Annotated in this window: 16 protein-coding genes and 3 pseudogenes; 9 read left to right on the top strand and 10 right to left on the bottom strand. The window is 71.5% G+C overall.

Going from position 1 to position 16,337, the window contains the following annotated elements:
* Positions 1-49 precede the first annotated feature (49 nt).
* A complete protein-coding gene (locus ACOBQU_RS14300) occupies positions 50-439 on the top strand; it encodes a VOC family protein (RefSeq protein ID WP_423627172.1) in 390 nt (129 codons plus the stop codon).
* 21 nt (positions 440-460) lie between these two features.
* On the opposite strand, the gene ACOBQU_RS14295 is transcribed toward ACOBQU_RS14300, so the two are convergent.
* From ACOBQU_RS14295 to ACOBQU_RS14280, 4 genes and pseudogenes are all read right to left on the bottom strand, one after another.
* Positions 461-1,261: an alpha/beta fold hydrolase gene (locus ACOBQU_RS14295; protein ID WP_423627171.1), complete on the bottom strand. Its 801-nt coding sequence runs from the start codon at positions 1,259-1,261 to the stop codon at positions 461-463.
* 62 nt (positions 1,262-1,323) lie between these two features.
* Entirely contained in the window at positions 1,324-1,890 is a 567-nt protein-coding gene (locus tag ACOBQU_RS14290; RefSeq protein ID WP_423627170.1) for a hypothetical protein, read from the bottom strand.
* A 35-nt stretch (positions 1,891-1,925) separates the two neighbouring features.
* Positions 1,926-2,630, bottom strand: a complete 705-nt coding sequence (gene msrA, locus ACOBQU_RS14285) for a peptide-methionine (S)-S-oxide reductase MsrA (RefSeq protein WP_423627168.1) — start codon at positions 2,628-2,630, stop codon at positions 1,926-1,928.
* 242 nt (positions 2,631-2,872) lie between these two features.
* Positions 2,873-3,990: pseudogene (locus ACOBQU_RS14280) on the bottom strand (hypothetical protein).
* Positions 3,991-4,124: 134 nt separating this feature from the next.
* Here ACOBQU_RS14280 and ACOBQU_RS14275 point away from each other — a divergent pair.
* A pseudogene (locus ACOBQU_RS14275) lies at positions 4,125-5,278 on the top strand (cystathionine gamma-synthase).
* An 82-nt stretch (positions 5,279-5,360) separates the two neighbouring features.
* Here the strand turns inward: ACOBQU_RS14275 and ACOBQU_RS14270 are convergent.
* The 3 genes from ACOBQU_RS14270 to ACOBQU_RS14260 all read right to left on the bottom strand — a co-directional run bounded on the left by ACOBQU_RS14270 (position 5,361) and on the right by ACOBQU_RS14260 (position 6,935).
* Entirely contained in the window at positions 5,361-5,615 is a 255-nt protein-coding gene (locus ACOBQU_RS14270) for a hypothetical protein (protein ID WP_423627167.1), read from the bottom strand.
* Between the two features lie 109 nt (positions 5,616-5,724).
* Entirely contained in the window at positions 5,725-6,213 is a 489-nt protein-coding gene (locus ACOBQU_RS14265; protein ID WP_423627165.1) for a sigma factor-like helix-turn-helix DNA-binding protein, read from the bottom strand.
* A gap of 209 nt (positions 6,214-6,422) precedes the next feature.
* Positions 6,423-6,935, bottom strand: a complete 513-nt coding sequence (locus tag ACOBQU_RS14260; protein ID WP_423627163.1) for a MarR family winged helix-turn-helix transcriptional regulator — start codon at positions 6,933-6,935, stop codon at positions 6,423-6,425.
* Between the two features lie 146 nt (positions 6,936-7,081).
* Between ACOBQU_RS14260 and ilvA the strand changes: the two genes are divergently transcribed.
* The 3 genes and pseudogenes from ilvA (at position 7,082) to ACOBQU_RS14245 (ending at position 10,629) form a co-directional block, all read left to right on the top strand.
* On the top strand, positions 7,082-8,311 hold the full coding sequence (ilvA, locus tag ACOBQU_RS14255; RefSeq protein ID WP_423627162.1) for a threonine ammonia-lyase: 1,230 nt from the start codon (positions 7,082-7,084) through the stop codon (positions 8,309-8,311).
* Between the two features lie 409 nt (positions 8,312-8,720).
* Positions 8,721-9,776 carry an ATP-binding cassette domain-containing protein gene (locus ACOBQU_RS14250; protein ID WP_423627160.1) on the top strand — a complete coding sequence of 352 codons (1,056 nt, stop codon included), beginning with the start codon at positions 8,721-8,723 and terminating at the stop codon, positions 9,774-9,776.
* Positions 9,773-10,629: pseudogene (locus tag ACOBQU_RS14245) on the top strand (ABC transporter permease). Before ACOBQU_RS14250 ends, ACOBQU_RS14245 begins: the two are co-directional and overlap by 4 nt.
* A 124-nt stretch (positions 10,630-10,753) precedes the next feature.
* Here ACOBQU_RS14245 and ACOBQU_RS14240 read toward each other — a convergent pair.
* Positions 10,754-11,818 (bottom strand): transcriptional regulator, encoded by a 1,065-nt coding sequence (locus ACOBQU_RS14240; RefSeq protein ID WP_423627158.1) that lies wholly within the window; start codon positions 11,816-11,818, stop codon positions 10,754-10,756.
* A gap of 431 nt (positions 11,819-12,249) precedes the next feature.
* Here ACOBQU_RS14240 and ACOBQU_RS14235 point away from each other — a divergent pair, with 431 nt between their 5' ends.
* From ACOBQU_RS14235 to ACOBQU_RS14220, 4 genes are all read left to right on the top strand, one after another.
* Positions 12,250-12,453 carry a hypothetical protein gene (locus ACOBQU_RS14235; RefSeq protein WP_423627156.1) on the top strand — a complete coding sequence of 68 codons (204 nt, stop codon included), beginning with the start codon at positions 12,250-12,252 and terminating at the stop codon, positions 12,451-12,453.
* A 193-nt stretch (positions 12,454-12,646) separates the two neighbouring features.
* Positions 12,647-13,048, top strand: a complete 402-nt coding sequence (locus ACOBQU_RS14230) for a hypothetical protein (RefSeq protein ID WP_423627154.1) — start codon at positions 12,647-12,649, stop codon at positions 13,046-13,048.
* Between the two features lie 456 nt (positions 13,049-13,504).
* Positions 13,505-14,500, top strand: a complete 996-nt coding sequence (locus ACOBQU_RS14225) for a radical SAM/SPASM domain-containing protein (RefSeq protein ID WP_423627153.1) — start codon at positions 13,505-13,507, stop codon at positions 14,498-14,500.
* Positions 14,501-14,605: 105 nt separating this feature from the next.
* Complete coding sequence (locus ACOBQU_RS14220; RefSeq protein WP_423627151.1) at positions 14,606-14,971, top strand: hypothetical protein; 366 nt, start codon at positions 14,606-14,608, stop codon at positions 14,969-14,971.
* Between the two features lie 105 nt (positions 14,972-15,076).
* Here ACOBQU_RS14220 and greA read toward each other — a convergent pair whose 3' ends face one another.
* Positions 15,077-15,574, bottom strand: a complete 498-nt coding sequence (greA, locus tag ACOBQU_RS14215; RefSeq protein ID WP_423627149.1) for a transcription elongation factor GreA — start codon at positions 15,572-15,574, stop codon at positions 15,077-15,079.
* 258 nt (positions 15,575-15,832) lie between these two features.
* A complete protein-coding gene (locus tag ACOBQU_RS14210) occupies positions 15,833-16,249 on the bottom strand; it encodes a DUF4307 domain-containing protein (RefSeq protein ID WP_423634468.1) in 417 nt (138 codons plus the stop codon).
* Positions 16,250-16,337 lie beyond the last annotated feature (88 nt).

Raw genomic sequence — 16,337 nt, 5'->3', positions numbered from 1 at the left:
CAGCCGCAGGGCCGGACCACACGGCCGGAAGTACGAGGAGGTCCGCACGATGACCATCGAGCTGAACCACACCATCGTCCACGCCACGGACAAGGCGGCGTCCGCACGGTTCCTGGCGGACGTCCTGGGCCTCGAAGTCGGCCCGCAGTACGGCCCGTTCATCCCGGTGGCGATCCCCAACGGCGTCACGCTCGACTTCTACGACGGCGACGGCCAGCCCTTTGTGGCGCAGCACTACGCCTTCCTCGTCTCCGAGGACGAGTTCGACGACATCTTCGGCCGCATCAAGGAGCGGGGCCTGGACTACTGGGCCGACCCGTACCACCGGCAGCCGCGGCAGATCAACACCAACGACGGCGGCCGCGGGGTCTACTGGAACGACCCCGACGGGCACAAGCTGGAGATCATCACCAGGCCGTACGGCTCCGGCGACGAGTGACCCGCCCCGGCCCGGCGCGGCCTAGGCGGGCCGCTCGTCCAGGAAGTCGAGCACCAGTGGCGTGGCCACGGACGCGAACTCCTCGAAGTACGCGTGCCGGGCGCCCGGCACCAGGTGCGTCCGGGCGCCGGGGATCCGCCCCGCGATCAGCGGGGCGTTGGCCGTGGGATTGAAGGCGTCGTCGCTCCCGTGCACCACGAGCGTCGGCGCCTTGATCCGGGGCAGGGCGTCCCACGCGTCGTGCCGCGCGCTGGCCCGCAGATGCCGCCGCCGCGCGTGGCCCGGCATCGTCGGGTCGCCGAGCGTGGTGAACTCCGTCCGCCCGGCGGCCTCCTGGGCGGCGATCCACGCGGGCGTGTACATCAGCTCGAGCAGCGCGCGCCGGGCGGCCGCCGGGTCGCGCTGGCTCAGCGCGCGCCGCACCTCGGGGCCGCGCTCCACGCCGTGCGGCGCCCCCGGGGACGTACACCCGAGCACCAGCCGCTCCACCCGCGCCGGGTGCTCCGCGGCCAGCCACTGCGCGACCCGCCCGCCCATCGACGTGCCGTACACCCGCGCGCGGTCGATGCCCGCGTCGTCGAGCACCGCCACCACGTCGTCGGCGAACCCCCTTGTGCTGTACGACTCGCTGTCCGGCCGGTCGCTGTCCCCGGTACCCCGCCAGTCGATCCGCACGACGGTGAACCCGGCGGCGAAGTCCTCCACCACGGGGTCCCACCAGCGCCGGTCGTTGGACTGCCCACTGAGCAGCACCAGCGGCTCACCGGCACCGCACAGCTCGTAGTGCAGAGCGGTGCCGTCGGGCGCGTACGCGTGGGGCATGGGGCCTGCTTCTCCTTGGCTGGTGGGGTTGTCCCGGCTGGTGGGAGGACGGCGGCGGCCGGTCATGTGGGGCGGCCGAGCAGGTCCCGCGCGGGGCGCACCCTGCGCACGGGCCGCAGGGGCACTCCGCCCCGAGGCTCCCGCCGCGCGTCGTGGTCCTGCCAGGCGTAGACGAACCGGTTGCGTACGGGGTCGAACGAGACGTCCGGCGGCACCTCCGGGGAGCCCGGGGCGGCCGTGGTGGCGGCGGTGGTGGCGGTGGTGGCGGTGGGCGTCGGAAGGTCGAACTCCGCCTCCGCCCACGCCATGATCGCCCCGGCGAGGCCCTCCTCCTGGAAGTCGGTCCCGGGGAACAGCACGCGGTGCACCGTCACCAGCGTGCGCTCCCCGGGCGGCAGCGCCGCCTCGATGCGCGCGGCCGTCAGGGTGAGCCCGTGCCGCAGCCAGTCGGCCTCGTCCGGGGTGAGCCTGAGGCCCGTGCGGTCGGTCGGCGGATGCCGCAGGACGGGCGCGACGTCGAGCGACACGCGCCCGCTGACGCGGCTCGGCCCGCCGCCCGCCTGGGCCGCGGGCAGCGGGGCCGAGGTCGCCGTGAGGTCGATGGCGATGCCCCAGCCGGGGCCGAGCACGCGGTAGGCGGTCGTACGGGGCTCCAGTGGCGGGCTCAGACGGCGTCGCCCGCCGGGGCGATGCCGGTGGGGCAGGCTCGGCCCCAGTTGGTTTCCGAGGGGCTGCTCAGCTCCACGCCCGTGCCGCCGATGCCGCAGTAACCGTCCGGGTTCTTGTCCAGGTACTGCTGGTGGTAGGGCTCGGCGGGCCAGAAGGGGCGGCCCTCGGCGGGGAGCAGCTCCGTGGTGATCGTGCCGAGGCCCGCGGCCGTGAGGACCTGCTGGTAGGCCTCGCGGGAGGCGGCGGCGGTCTCCTCCTGGACGGGGGAGTGGGTGTAGACCGCGGAGCGGTACTGCGTGCCCACGTCGTTGCCCTGGCGGAAGCCCTGGGTGGGGTTGTGCGACTCCCAGAAGACCTTCAGGAGCTGCGCGTACGTGACCTTGGCGGGGTCGAAGACGACGCGGACGACCTCGGCGTGGCCGGTCAGGCCGGAGCAGACCTCTTCGTAGGACGGATTCGCCGTGTACCCGCCCTGGTAGCCGACGAGGGTCGTCCAGACGCCGTCCGTCTGCCAGAACTTGCGCTCGGCGCCCCAGAAGCAGCCGAGCGCGAAGTCGGCGACCTCCAGGCCCTCCGGGTAGGGGCCCGCCAGCGGGTTGCCGAGGACCGTGTGGCGGGAGGGGACCTCGAACTCGGGGGTCTCGCGGCCCTTGAGGGCCTCCTCGGGAGTCGGGAGCACGGGCGTGCGGCCGAAGATCATCGCGGTCCTCCTGGAGGGGTGGTCGGCTCCTGTACAACGTGTGACCGCTGGCTGGAATTCCCTGGTGGCCGCGCGGCGGGGGAAGTGCCCGAAGGGGCGCGGGGAAGCACGCGGAAGGGGCGTGGGGAAGCACGCCGAAAGGGCGCGGCGAAGCACGCCGAAGGGGCGCGGGGGCCGTGCGGCCAGCCACAACGGCGCCGCGGTCGGCCACCGGCACCCCGCGGCACCCCCGAGCCCCGCGCCTATCGCGGCAGCGTGGCCGGGCTGCCCCCGTTGGCCTCGTAGCCCGCGACCGCGAGGGCGCGGTACACCGCGTAGTCCGCGGCCGGGTCGGCGGAGACGCTCCAGGGGAGCGCGCCCACGTGGCCGTCCACGTGCACCAGCTCGTTCATCGCCTCGCCCCAGCGCTCGCCGCGCACCAGGAAGAAGACCAGCAGGTGCCGCACATGCGCCAGCATCGGGTCGTCGGGGCGCGCCGAGTGCACCGCGAACTGGGCGCCCTCGATGGCCTTGGTCACGACCTCGCTCTCGTAGAACCCCCGCACCATGGTGATCTCCGGCAGGTGCTCGTACACCGCGAACAGGGGCAGCGCCGACAGCAGCGAGCCGCCGGGCGCGCGGGCGGCGGCGGCCTCCGCGAACGCGTACGCCTCCTCGCGGGAGCCGTGCCACTTCTCGCACGCGTAGTGCAGGGCCGCCAGGTGCGCCCCCATGTGCGCGGGCGCGCGGTCCAGGATCTTCAGCCAGAGCTGCTCGAACTCCGTGCGCTCATAGGCGAGGCCGCGGGCGATGGACAGCTCCACGATGTACGGAATCGGGTCCCCGGGGGACAGGAGCGCGGCCTGCGCGCACGCCTCCTTGGCCTCCTCCAGGATGATCCGGAACTCGTCCGTCCCCGGCGTCGCCGTGCGCCACGCCTGCTGCACCAGGAACTCCGCGTGCACCGCCGCGCCGCCCGCGTCCTTCGGAGCCTCGGCCCGCCACACGCGCAGCCACTGCCCCCGGGGGTGTCGCTGACGCCGCCGGGCCGCTGCTGGAGCTCCAGGGACGCCGCGCCCGCGAATGCCTGCACCCGCTGCCAGCGCCGCTCCCCGTGCACCTCGGTGCCCGCGAGCAGCTGGGACGCGGCCTTCCACTCCTGCGTGCGCTGCACCAGGTCGAGCACCTCGACCAGGTCCGCGTCCGGGCCCGGCATGCGGATGTCGAGGTCCTCCTGGCGCGCGAAGCCGTAGTTCGCCGGATCGGCGGCGTCCGGCGCGCCCGGGCTCACCTGGCGGATCCCGGCACGCCTGCGCAGCAGGAACGGCCCGAGCACCGCTCCGATCATGACCAGGGCCATCAGCACCCAGAGAATCTCCATACGTACAAGCGAACCAGACGCCTGTGACAATTGGCCAACCTGGGCGTCCCCGCAGGCCAACCCACCCCTCGCCGGGCCCCGCCGCCCGCTCCCGGTCCGGCCCGCGCCGCCGTCCCGCACTACGCTCAGGCCGCATGAGTGACTCGCACAGCAGCCACAGCTTCGAGACCGTCGCCATTCACGCGGGCAACACCGCCGACCCGCTGACCGGCGCCGTGGTCCCGCCCATCTACCAGGTGTCCACGTACAAGCAGGACGGAGTCGGCGGACTGCGCGGCGGCTACGAGTACAGCCGCAGCGCCAACCCGACGCGCACGGCGCTGGAGGAGAACCTCGCCGCCCTCGAAGGCGGCACCCGCGGCCTCGCCTTCGCCTCGGGTCTGGCCGCCGAGGACTGCCTGCTGCGTACGCTGCTCAGCCCCGGCGACCACGTGGTCATCCCCAACGACGCGTACGGCGGTACGTTCCGCCTCTTCGCGAAGGTCGTCTCCCGGTGGGGGTGGAGTGGTCGGTCGCCGACACCTCCGACCCCGCGGCGGTACGGGCCGCGCTCACCCCCCGCACCAAGGCCGTCTGGGTGGAGACGCCCTCCAACCCGCTCCTCGGCATCACGGACATCGCCGCGGTGGCGCAGATCGCGCACGAGGCGGGCGCGCGGCTCGTCGTCGACAACACCTTCGCGAGCCCCTACCTCCAGCAGCCGCTCTCCCTGGGCGCGGACGTTGTCGTCCACTCCCTGACGAAGTACATGGGCGGCCACTCCGATGTCGTGGGCGGCGCCCTCGTGGTGAACGACGCCGACCTCGGCGAGGAGCTGGCCTACCACCAGAACGCCATGGGCGCCGTCGCCGGGCCCTTCGACTCCTGGATCGTGCTGCGCGGCATCAAGACCCTCGCCGTCCGCATGGACCGGCACAGCGAGAACGCCACCCGCGTCGCCGACATGCTCACCCGGCACCCGCGCGTGACGAAGGTCCTCTACCCCGGCCTGCCCGACCACCCCGGGCACGAGATCGCCGCCAAGCAGATGAAGGCGTTCGGCGGCATGGTGTCCTTCCAGGTCGAGGGCGGCGAGGAGGCGGCCGTCGCGGTCTGCGACCGCGCGAAGCTCTTCACCCTGGGCGAGTCCCTTGGCGGCGTCGAGTCCCTCATCGAGCACCCCGGGCGCATGACGCACGCCTCCGCCGCGGGCTCCGCCCTGGAGGTCCCCGCCGACCTGGTCCGCCTCTCCGTGGGCATCGAGTCCGTCGACGACCTCCTGGCCGACCTGAAGCAGGCCCTCGGCTGAGTCGGCGGCGCCTCCTCGCGCCTGCCCGTGCCCCGCGTGCTGCCGCCGGGGGCACGGGCGGGCGGGAGAGCCCCGGGGGGCGCTACCAGCGGTTGAGCGGCGGCGTCGTCTCCGCTGGCGGGGACACCCACGGCTGCGCGGTCACCGCCCACACCGTGAAGGCGACCACGGCGGCGAGCAGCAGCAGCCACAGGATCCGCCGCGCCACCAGCCGCCGCCGCAGCGCTCGCGCCCCGCGCCGCACCGCCTCTCCGTAGAGGTCGGCGGGCACGGAGGCGGGCGCCCCGGAGTCCAGCAACTGCCGCACCGCGGCCTCGCGCCGCTCCTGCTGGCTCACGGCCGCCCCTCCCGGGGGCTCGCGTGACCGCGCCGGTGCGTGCGGCCGTTCATGAGGCCACCCATGGGGTCGTACACGACGTCGTTCGCAAGGCCGTACACGCGGCCGTTCATGAGGGTGCCGCCTCTCCGAAGGCGGGGGTTGCCAGGGGAGCGGGCCCCCGGGGCGGGTGGAGGACCGACGCCACGGCGCGGGCGCACAGCGTCCGGACGCGCTCGACGGGCAGCCCGAGCAGCGCCGCGGCCTGCTCCTCGGCGACGCCTTCGTAGAGCCGCAGTACGAGCACCAGCCGCTCCTGGGGCGACAGGTGCGACAGCAGCCCCCCGTGGCCGCGGCGCAGCCGCCACGCGCCGCGCGCGAAGCGGAGGGCGAGCGCGGTGCGCGTACGGTCGTAGGGGTCCTCGCCGCGCAGCCGGTCCCAGGAGGCGTACGTGGCGGCGAGCGTGGCGGTCAGCAGGGCCCGCGCGCGGGGATTGGCGTCCGGCGGCTCGCCGGTGAGCAGCGTCGCGGCATGCAGGAGACGCCCTGCCGCGCCCGCGACGAACGCCTGGAACTCCCGGGCACGGCGGGCCTGTTGGGCGGCCTGCCGCTCTCGCACCGCGCCTCCCGCCGTCCGGCGTAGGGGGACTCGGTCTCATCTGAGGCCAGGCACGGTGGCCGGGTCAAGAGCCCTGCGTGACCGGAAAGCGAACGTCCGGGCAACCGGACGACGGAAGGGACGGGTGGGGCGAACGGGACGGGTGAGAGCCGAGCCCTCGCGTGGCGAGGGCTCCGGCCGCGGTGGTCGGCGTACCGCGGCCGGGAGGCTCAGGAGTCGGTGGGGGCCACCGCGTCCGGCATCGCGTGTGCGCTCTGACGTGCGGAGAGCGCGGAGTTGAAGCGGGTGAGCAGGGCGGTGAAGCTGGCCCGCTCCTCGGGGTCCCAGTCCTGGGTCAGCTCGGCCATCAGCTCGCGCCGGGACGAGCGCACCTCGTCAAGCCGGGCCTGGCCGCGCGGCGAGAGCTGGAGCACCACCGCACGCCCGTCCTCCGGGTGCGAGGTGCGCTTGACCAGGCCGGTGTCCACGAGCGGGGCGACCTGCCGGGTCACGGTCGACGAGTCGATGCCCATGCTCGCGGCGAGCGCCTTGACGCCCATCGGGCCTTCCTTGTCGAGGCGGTTGAGCAGGAGGTACGCGGCGCGGTCCATGGAGTTGCGGACCTGTCCTACGCCGCCGAGGCGGGTCTGCTCGGCGCGCCGTGCGAACACCGCCACTTGGTGTTGCAGCGTGTCGAGGAGACCGGGATCGCTGGCGGTCGTCATGTCCGGAGTTGTGGGCATGGCCGGGGGCTCACTTCATGGGAAGGGTGATGGATTGGGGGACAGGGTACGCGGCCACGGCGGCACCCGTACCGGGGCTGCGCAAACCCGTCCCGCCGCGCGGGCACGGCGAGAAGCGGCGCGCGTGAACTGCGAGACTGCCGTTCATGAGCTACCGCACGACACGCTCCTTGCCGACGGTCACCCTGGACGACGTGCGCGGCGCCCAGAAGATGCTGATCGGCGTCGCCCGGGTGACACCCATGGAGGGCAGCCGCCACCTGTCCCGTCTCATCGGCGCGCCAGTGCACCTGAAGTGCGAGAACCTGCAGCGGACGGGTTCGTTCAAGCTGCGCGGGGCGTACGTGCGGATCGCCGGGCTGCTCCCCGAGGAGCGGGCCGCGGGCGTCGTCGCGGCCAGCGCGGGCAACCACGCGCAGGGCGTGGCGCTCGCCTCCTCGCTGCTCGGGGTGCGCTCCACGGTGTTCATGCCGGTGGGCGCGCCGCTGCCGAAGGTCGCGGCGACGCGCGACTACGGCGCTGACGTACGCCTGGAGGGTCAGGTCGTCGACGAGACGCTGGCCGCGGCGCAGGAGTACGCACGCGACACGGGTGCGGTCTTCATCCACCCGTTCGACCACCCCGACATCATCGCGGGCCAGGGCACGGTGGGCCTTGAGGTCCTGGAGCAGTGCCCGGAGGTGCGCACGCTGCTCGTCGGCGTGGGCGGCGGCGGCCTGGCCGCGGGCATCGCCGTGGCGGTCAAGGCGCTGCGCCCCGACGTGCGGGTGATCGGCGTGCAGGCGCAAGGCGCGGCTGCGTATCCGCCGTCGCTCGCGGCGGGCCGCCCGGTGACCGTCGACGCGCCGGTGACCATGGCGGACGGCATCAAGGTGGGCCGCCCGGGCGACGTGCCGTTCGCGCTGGTGCGGGACCTGGTCGACGACGTCGTCACGGTCGCCGAGGACGACCTGTCGAGCGCCCTGCTGCTGTGTCTGGAGCGGGCCAAGATGGTCGTCGAACCCGCGGGCGCGAGCCCGGTCGCGGCCCTGCTGAGCAGGCCGCGCGCGTTCGAGGGCCCGGTCGTCGCGCTGCTGTCCGGCGGGAACGTCGACCCGCTCCTGATGCAGCGCGTGCTGCGCCACGGCATGGCGGCCGCGGGCCGCTTCCTGTCGCTGCGCCTGCGCCTCACGGACCGCCCCGGCGCCCTGGCCACGCTGCTCGGGGTCCTGACGGTGGCGGACGCCAACGTGCTCGACGTGAGCCACGTCCGCACGGACCCCCGGCTCGGGCTCACGGAGGTCGAGGTGGAGCTGCACCTGGAGACGAAGGGGCCCGAGCACTGCGTCGAGGTGTCGGCGGCGCTGCGGGACGCGGGGTACGTGATCATCGGCTGACGCCGGGTCGGAGGACGGGGCGCGGGCCGGGCGGGGCGGGCGGGGCGGGCGGGGCGGGTCGGAGCGCGGACCGGGCTGGGCGCCGGGCCAGCGGGGGACCGGGCGGGGGAGCGAACGGGGCGCGCGGGCGGGGCCCGGTCAGGGCTGGGGCAGGGCTGGGGCAGGGCTGGGGCAGAGGTCGCACGGGGGGCCGAAGGGTTTTCCACAGGCTTGACAAACCCGCTTGAGGACTCGCGATGTATCGCGTTAGTGTGTGATGCGTGCCACCGGCTGTCGGGCGATGGGGGCCCAGCAAACCTAAGCTTTTCGGCACGCGTGGATTTTCCACCCCATAACCAGCCAAATCATAGGTAAGAGCCACCGCAGTCATCAGTCACCGCAGGCAACAGCCCCACCTTGGGAGACCCCTATGCCAGGCGCCATCTACGCCGAAGGCCTGGTCAAGACCTTCGGCAACGTCAAGGCTCTGGACGGCGTCGATCTCGATGTCCCGGAAGGCACCGTGCTCGGCCTCCTCGGGCCGAACGGCGCGGGAAAGACGACGACCGTCCGCTGTCTGACCACGCTGCTCACGCCCGACAGCGGCCGGGCCGTCGTCGCCGGGATCGACGTGCTGAAGCATCCGAACGAAGTGCGGCGCTCGATCGGCCTGTCCGGTCAATTCGCCGCCGTGGACGAGTATCTGACGGGCCGTGAGAACCTCCAAATGGTCGGCCAGCTCTACCAGATGCCCGCCAGGCAGGCCAAGGCCAGAGCGGGCGAGCTGCTGGAGCGGTTCAACCTCGCCGACGCCGCGGACCGCCCCTCCAAGACGTACTCGGGCGGTATGCGCCGCCGCCTCGACCTCGCCGCCGCGCTCGTCGTCTCGCCGCCGGTGATGTTCATGGACGAGCCGACGACGGGCCTCGACCCCCGCAACCGCCAGCAGCTGTGGGAGGTCATCCAGGAGCTGGTGGCGGGCGGCACCACACTCCTCCTGACCACGCAGTATCTGGAGGAGGCCGACCACCTGGCGCACGACATCTGCGTCGTGGACCACGGCCGCGTCATCGCCCGGGGCACCTCCGACCAGCTCAAGGCCCGCACCGGCGGCGAGCGCGTCGAACTCGTCGTGCACGAGCGCGAGCACATCGCCACGGCCCTCGACGTCCTCACCGGCTTCGGCAAGGGCGAGGCCACCGTCGACCAGCACACGCGCAAGCTCACCGTCCCCGTCACCGGCGGCGCGAAGCTGCTCGCCGAGGTCATCCGCGAACTCGACGCCCGCGGCATCGAGATAGACGACATCGGTCTGCGCCGCCCCACCCTCGACGACGTGTTCATCTCCCTGACCGGCCACATGGCGGAGGTCGAGGAAGAGCCCGCCGAGGACACAGGGGCGGCCGGGTCCAAGGGCAAGCACAAGAAGGAAGCCCGGCAGCAACCACAGCCCCAGCCCCAGCAGAAGACGGAGGACACCCAGTGAGCGCCGTCACCGACACCGCGCCCGCCCCCGCCCCCGGGGCGGCCTCACCCAGTCCGTGCGCGACTCCATGGTCGTCGCCCGCCGCAACCTGATCCGGATGACCCGCATCCCCGAGATGATCCTCTTCGGGCTCATCCAGCCGGTGATGTTCGTGGTGCTGTTCAGCTATGTCTTCGGCGGCTCCATGAAGATCGGCACCAGCACCAGCCCCGAGGACTACCGCAACTTCCTCATGGCCGGGATCTTCGCCCAGACCGTCACGTTCGCCACGGCGGGCTCGGGCGCGGGCATCGCCGACGACATGCACAAGGGCCTGATCGACCGCTTCCGCTCGCTGCCCATGGCGCGGGGCGCCGTGCTCACCGGCCGCACCATCGCCGACCTGGTGCAGACCGCCCTCACCCTGCTGGTGCTCGCCATTGTCGCCGTCCTGGTCGGCTGGCGCGTCGGCTCCCACGCCGACAGCAACGCGGGCAAGGCCCTGGCCGCGTTCGGCCTGCTCCTGCTGTCCGGGTACGCCTTCACCTGGGTCGGCGCCCTGATCGGCCTGTCGGTCCGCACACCGGAGGCGGCCACGTCCGGCGGCCTGATCTGGCTGTTCCCGGTGACGTTCTTGTCGAACGCGTTCGTGGACTCCAGCAACATGACCCCATGGCTGCGGCACGTCGCCGACTGGAACCCCTTCAGCGCCACGGTCCAGGCCTGCCGCGAACTCTTCGGCAACCCCGGGGTCTCCACATCCGACGCCTGGCCCATGCAACACCCCGTCTGGGCCTCAGCGATCTACTCCATCCTGATCATCACGGTCTTCCGCACGCTGGCAGTACGCAAGTACCGCTCGGCGGCGGCCTGACGCCTGGCGTGGCCCTGGGCCGGGCTGCGGGGGCGGCCCCCATAGGGAGGGGGTTCGCTGCCCCCCTGCGGGGCCACGCCGCGCACGCGCCGCGAGCCGGGCGCCAGGGCGGACCATGTTCGCGCTATCCGTGCTGGACGCGAAGCCGCTCCGGCACGACAGCGTGAGCGTATTCGTACAGGTCCCGCGCAGTGGAGTTCTTCAAGTGGGGCCGCAGGAGGGTGAAAATGCGCCGCATTCGCTCATCGGCCCGGCCGGACTTGACTTTGGGATAGTCCTCCAACGCCAACCTCCAGGTCTCACAGGCGGCTTCCAAGTGGCCCAGGTGCAACTGCCGTTCGGCAAGCAGCCCGCGCCGGTGGACGCGAGAGCGCTGGTACACGCTGTGACGTGTTCGGTCCGACAGCACCATGGCTTCTACGGCCCCGGCGGTATCGCCCAGCTCCCAGCGCACCTGGCTCACGTGGTAATGCAGCGAAGAAGGATCGTATGACCCCAGCGCTTTTCCGCGTGATTCAGCCCGCTCCATTGCTGTTTCCGCGTCCCTGATGAACCTCTTGGCAGCGCTGGTATCACCAGCTTGCGCCGCCGCGTGGGCCTGCTGGCCCGCCAGGAAGGCGCGCATGCGCGGACCTGCCTGAGGGGCGGCAGCCGCGGCGGCATCAGCTAGCCGGACCGCCTCTCTGCTGTGGCGTAGATCAACAGCTTGGACACTCATGCCCCGCAGGGTGGTGCAGTACGTCAGGTGATCATTTGCCGCGCCTGCGAGTTCCAGAGCCTTGAGGTAGTACCGCTGAGCGGTTCCGTGAAGCCCCTCATCCACTGCCATGTACCCGATCAGGTAACAGAGGTCGGCAGCAGCGGACCGCATGGCGTCCCTCACGGATTCAGCGCCATCGGTTCTCAGCGCGGGAGCGACGACGTTGACGAGAAAGTTGGATCCCATAGGGCGTGCGTAGCGTCCGCCGAACTCATCATCCAGGTCAGAGATGCGTTCGGTCATGGCGGTGACCATGTCTACGTCTGCCATGCCAATGCGGTGTGTCGTCCCCTTCTCCAGGGCCACAGCGCGGCCGACGACGTCTTGCCAATGGGGAACAGTCAGAGCAACGGAGAAGAGACTGGCACCGAGCACACCCCGCCGTGACGGGTCCATGTCGTCCCTCCCTAGCTCGATCAGCTCATCCACGGTATCTGGCTGGTGCGAGAACTGGCCGTGCTGAGGTTCGAATCCTGCCTCCGTATAGGTGACAGGGCGATTCAGCCTCCTGGAGAACGCCTCCACGATGTAACCGGGCACCCGTTCGCCCCGGGAGTCGTGCCGCGAAGCCAGTGGTGGACGGCGGAGGCGTTGTACTTCAACGGTGTGCCGTTCTCACCGCCAACGCGGTTCACCGCTCGTGCGCACTGGCTGAGTGTCCAGCCGCTCATTTCGAAGAGCCGTTGCAGGGCCTCGTTTGGCTTCGGCATAGCCGCCAACTCCCTGCGCCCGCAGGCGCTTTAAACGATTTAAAAACGTCGCTGCGTTGCCACCGTACCGCCGTCTGAAGCGGTGCGGTTACGTACAGGCAGGAGAGAGACCGCAAGGGATCGCGGTCGAGCAGTGAACGGAGTGACGCCATGACCGACGAGCGGCACGGCGCCCCCCGCGGGCGGCTGGGCGGCATGAAGGAGTTTGCGGAACTCACCGGAGAGCTGGAGGCCGTCATCAGGGCGGGTGGCTTCTGGAGGCTGGCGCCCTCCTGGGTGCCCCGCGGTGGCTACGCGACCCCGACGCCCGACTGCCTCAGGGCCGTCGAAGCCGGGCTGAGGAGGTTGGGGTGAGGCCCGCGCTGCACAGCACCGTCTATGACGCGGAGCGTAAGCGCGTGGGAGTGGTGATGGGGTTCGAAGGGCCGTACGTGCAGTTGCGGCCCCTCGGGGGCGGGCGGGAGTGGGACGCGCGGCCGGAGCGGCTGACGGAGGCCCCGGCCGATGCGGCTGAGCTGCGGCCGCCGGGCGGCAAGCGGGGTGGCCGATGACCGCGGGGCACGCGGGTGCGAACCGTGAGCGGCGTTACGCGTGCGGGGACGTCGTCTTCGACTCCTCGGTGAACGCGGCCGGGACGGTCGTGAAGGCGTACGCCCGTGCGCTGCGCCTGCGGGCCGCGAACGGGTACGAGTGGGGGGCGCTCGCCAGGCACTGCCTCCTGCTCGACAAGGAGGCGCCGCCCAACACCCGGCCCCTCCCCGGAACCACTCCCAGCGGCGTGGAACGGGGCGACTACGTGAGCGTCGAGGGCCGCCTGCTCAGGGTGGTCAACATGTGGAGCCCCCGCTCCGGCACCGGAAAGGTCCTCGTCCTGCGCGGCCGTCGACAGCCGTGGCGCCTGGACGGCCCCGTCACCGTTTACCGGCAGACCGGTCGCGAGGCGTCCTGACTCGGCCCGGTGGCCCGGGTGAGCCGGGTGGAATTGCGACCGAGGGCGGGGGCGACGCCCGACCCGCCGGAATCCGGCTGCTCATCGATCCGGCGAATCCACCGGCGTCGCGGCGGGGGTGAGTCGTCCTGCTCCGGAACGCGCACGGGCATGGGCTGATGGTCCGGCCCGCTTGCGAACCCGGCTGGCAGCTCCGGGTGGGCACGCTCGCGAGAACGAGCCCAGTGCGGACGCCGCCGCGCGTGCACTCCTGGCGGCCCATTTCCTCCGCCGAGCACGGAATGAGCATCCCGGTGCACCGGTGCACCGGCTCGGCAGCCCCGCCCCGTCGACCTCGCGCCCGGTTTCCCGGCACGGCCGGGAGGCCTGGCCCCGGCTTCAGCACTCGTAGGCCCCGGCTGGCTGCCAGCCGGTTTCTGTCACTGCCGCTGCTGCATCGAACCGAAAGGAGACGCGATGAACGCCCGCTCCCTTCCGCCTACGTTCGCATGGCTGGAGATCACAGGGTTCTGCAACCTGAAGTGCCGTCACTGCTATGCCGACTCCTCTCCTCAAGGAGGGCACGGGGACATGACGGACGCTGACTGGTTCCGGGTTGTCGATGAGCTGAATGAGCTAGGCGTACGGGATGTGCAGTTCATCGGAGGTGAGCCCACCTTCCACCCCGGTCTGCCCACCTTCATTCGGCACGCGCGCGAGCGAGCCATGCGCGTGGAAGTCTTCTCGAACATGACCCACATCAGCCCGGAGGTGTGGGACGCGCTGCAACTCCCCGGCGTACGGGTCGCCTTCAGCTACTACAGCGACATCCCGGGCGACCACGAGGACGTTACGGAAGGCCGCGGTTCACACGCACGTACGAGAGCCAATATCGCCCGCGCGCAGGAGCTGGGGATCGAGATGCGCGGGAGTGTCATCAACGTTCTCGAAGGGCAGCGCGCCGATTACGCGGAGCATGAGCTGTCGCGCCTCGGCATCCGAGACGTACGAACAGATGCCATCCGGCCCTACGGGCGAGGGGCCCAAGGGACGGCTCCCTCGATCAATCGCCTGTGCGGGCGTTGCGGAAGGCGCAAGTTCGCGATCTCGCCCACGGGAGAGGTATGGCCGTGCGTCTTCGCCAGGTGGATCTCCCTGGGCAACGTCCACACCCAGAGCCTTGCGGAGATCTACGACGGCGACGCGATGCGCAGGACCCGTAGTGTGCTTGAGGAAGCCTTCCCCCACACCAGGCCGCGAGCCCAGGGGTGTCCTCCTGACATGTGCCTGCCCAACTGCAACCCCAGCTTCGAGACCTGTAGTCCGCAACTGGCCTGCGCGCCGGACGCGGCATGCAACCCCACAGAAGACAGCCCGGCAGGGCAGGGACGCGCCGTCGTGCGACCAGGGCGCATGTCGCCGCGCCGGAGCGTCCGGTACCGCGACCCGGGGATCTCCGACACTGACTGTTGACGGTTGCGCTCACAGACCGGTGAATCACGCTATCCCGTGTGATGCAGCGGCGCTGAGCAGTAGCGTGTCGCATCCCAGCCAGCGTGTACCACTGGAGCACCAGGTATGGACGACACTTCGAAGATCACTCTCTACCTTGCCCGGCGCGACGCCTACGCCGAGTTCCTGAACGCGGTGGACGCGGAGCGGACCGTCATCTGGTATCGCGAAGCCGGAAGATACGAGGACGGCCGAGCGGCCGTCGCGGCTGTCGACCGCGCGTACGACGTCACCCGCGCCAAGTTCAATGTCATCGACCTTGAAGGCGTGGGGCCGGTCAAGGAAGGGCGCGCGCTCGTGGAGCGACTCAGGGAGATGGAGCGGGGCGACCCGTCTCGGCCGAACTGGGCCGACTTCAAGAAGGCCCGGGAGGAGTTCGTCAGCGCGGCCAGCCGGTACCTCAAGGGCCTTCTCCCCGAGGCCGCGGCCTGAGGCCCGCGCCCGCCCGCCCCCGGGCACAGCGCGGCCCCCGGTACCTCTCGGGTGCCGGGGGCCGGATGTCGCTGTGGGCGTGCCGCTGCGGGGCGGCGGGAGGGGTCAGCCCTGGTACGGCTTGGCGGCGAGGATCTTGACGGAGGCCAGCTTGCCGTTGGGCAGCTCGTACTCCGCGTTCTCGCCGATCTTCTTGCCGTTCACGCCCGTGCCGAGCGGGGACTGGGGCGAGTACGTCTCGATGTCGTCGCTCGCGTACTCCCGGGAGGCGAGCAGGAAGCTCAGGGTGTCGTCCTCGTCGCCGTCGAAGGCGATCGTGACGACCATGCCCGGCGCGACGACTCCCTCCTCGGCGGGCGCCTCGCCGACCTTCGCGTGCTCCAGGAGCTGGGTCAGCTGGCGGACGCGGAGCTCCTGCTTGCCCTGCTCCTCCTTGGCCGCGTGGTACCCGCCGTTCTCGCGCAGGTCGCCCTCCTCACGCGCCGCCGCGATCTTGGCTGCGATCTCGGTGCGCGCGGGACCAGACAGGTACTCAAGCTCTTCCTTGAGCTTGTCGTACGCCTCCTGGGTCAGCCAGGTGACGTTGTCGCTGGTCTGGGTCACAGGTGCTCCTCGTAGGTACTGGGAATACAAAGCATCGCCCTACCCAGAAGGATGTTCCCTTATGAGTGGGCGAAACCACGAGCCTAACAATTCCGGCGGCGAAGGGGGAGGACATTTGTCATCAGAGTTGCGTTAGCGCAGGTGGGGGCGGGTGAGGGAGGTGGGTTCCATCGAAGCCGGGGGTTGCCGCCCCGAGGCCCCCGAGGCCGAGGCCCCCTGAGACCGCCCCCGAGGCCCGCCCTCGTCGGTGCCGCGCGCTCAGTCGGTGTGGCAGCTCACCAGTTCCGCGCTGGTCGCGCGTTCCGTCGTGCGGAGGGTGACGGTCTTGTCGACGCGGGAGGCGTCCTGGTCGAAGCGGAAGTCGGCGCGGCCCACCTCGGCGCCGTTCTCGGCCTGGGAGCGCAGGGTGCAGTAGCCGTTCACGTCCGCGTTCTTGCGTACTTCCAGGTGAACCTCGACGGCCCGGTCGGAGACGACGTCGAACTTGATGACCTCGGCGCTGATCTTCGTACCCGCGATGGAGTCGTAGCCGAACCAGGCGACGACGGCCAGGAGGCAGGCGCCGAGCACCGCGCCCACGATCTTCAGCTTGCGGTCGGCGCGCTCGTCGGCCGTGCGCGAGCGGCCGTAGCGGCCCTCGGGCGGCCGCTTGGTTCCGCCGCTCACCGCGGTCATCATCGTCCTCCAAGGGAGTGGGGATGCCGGAATTTTCCGCCCCCGGTTCCGTCACTATAGAAGCCGCCCATTGCAGTGGATGACCGAG

This window comes from Streptomyces sp. G45 (genome assembly GCF_049542095.1).
Taxonomy (GTDB): domain Bacteria; phylum Actinomycetota; class Actinomycetes; order Streptomycetales; family Streptomycetaceae; genus Streptomyces.
Note: the sequence above shows the minus strand (reverse complement) of the source record. Positions and strands in the feature narration are given on the sequence as shown.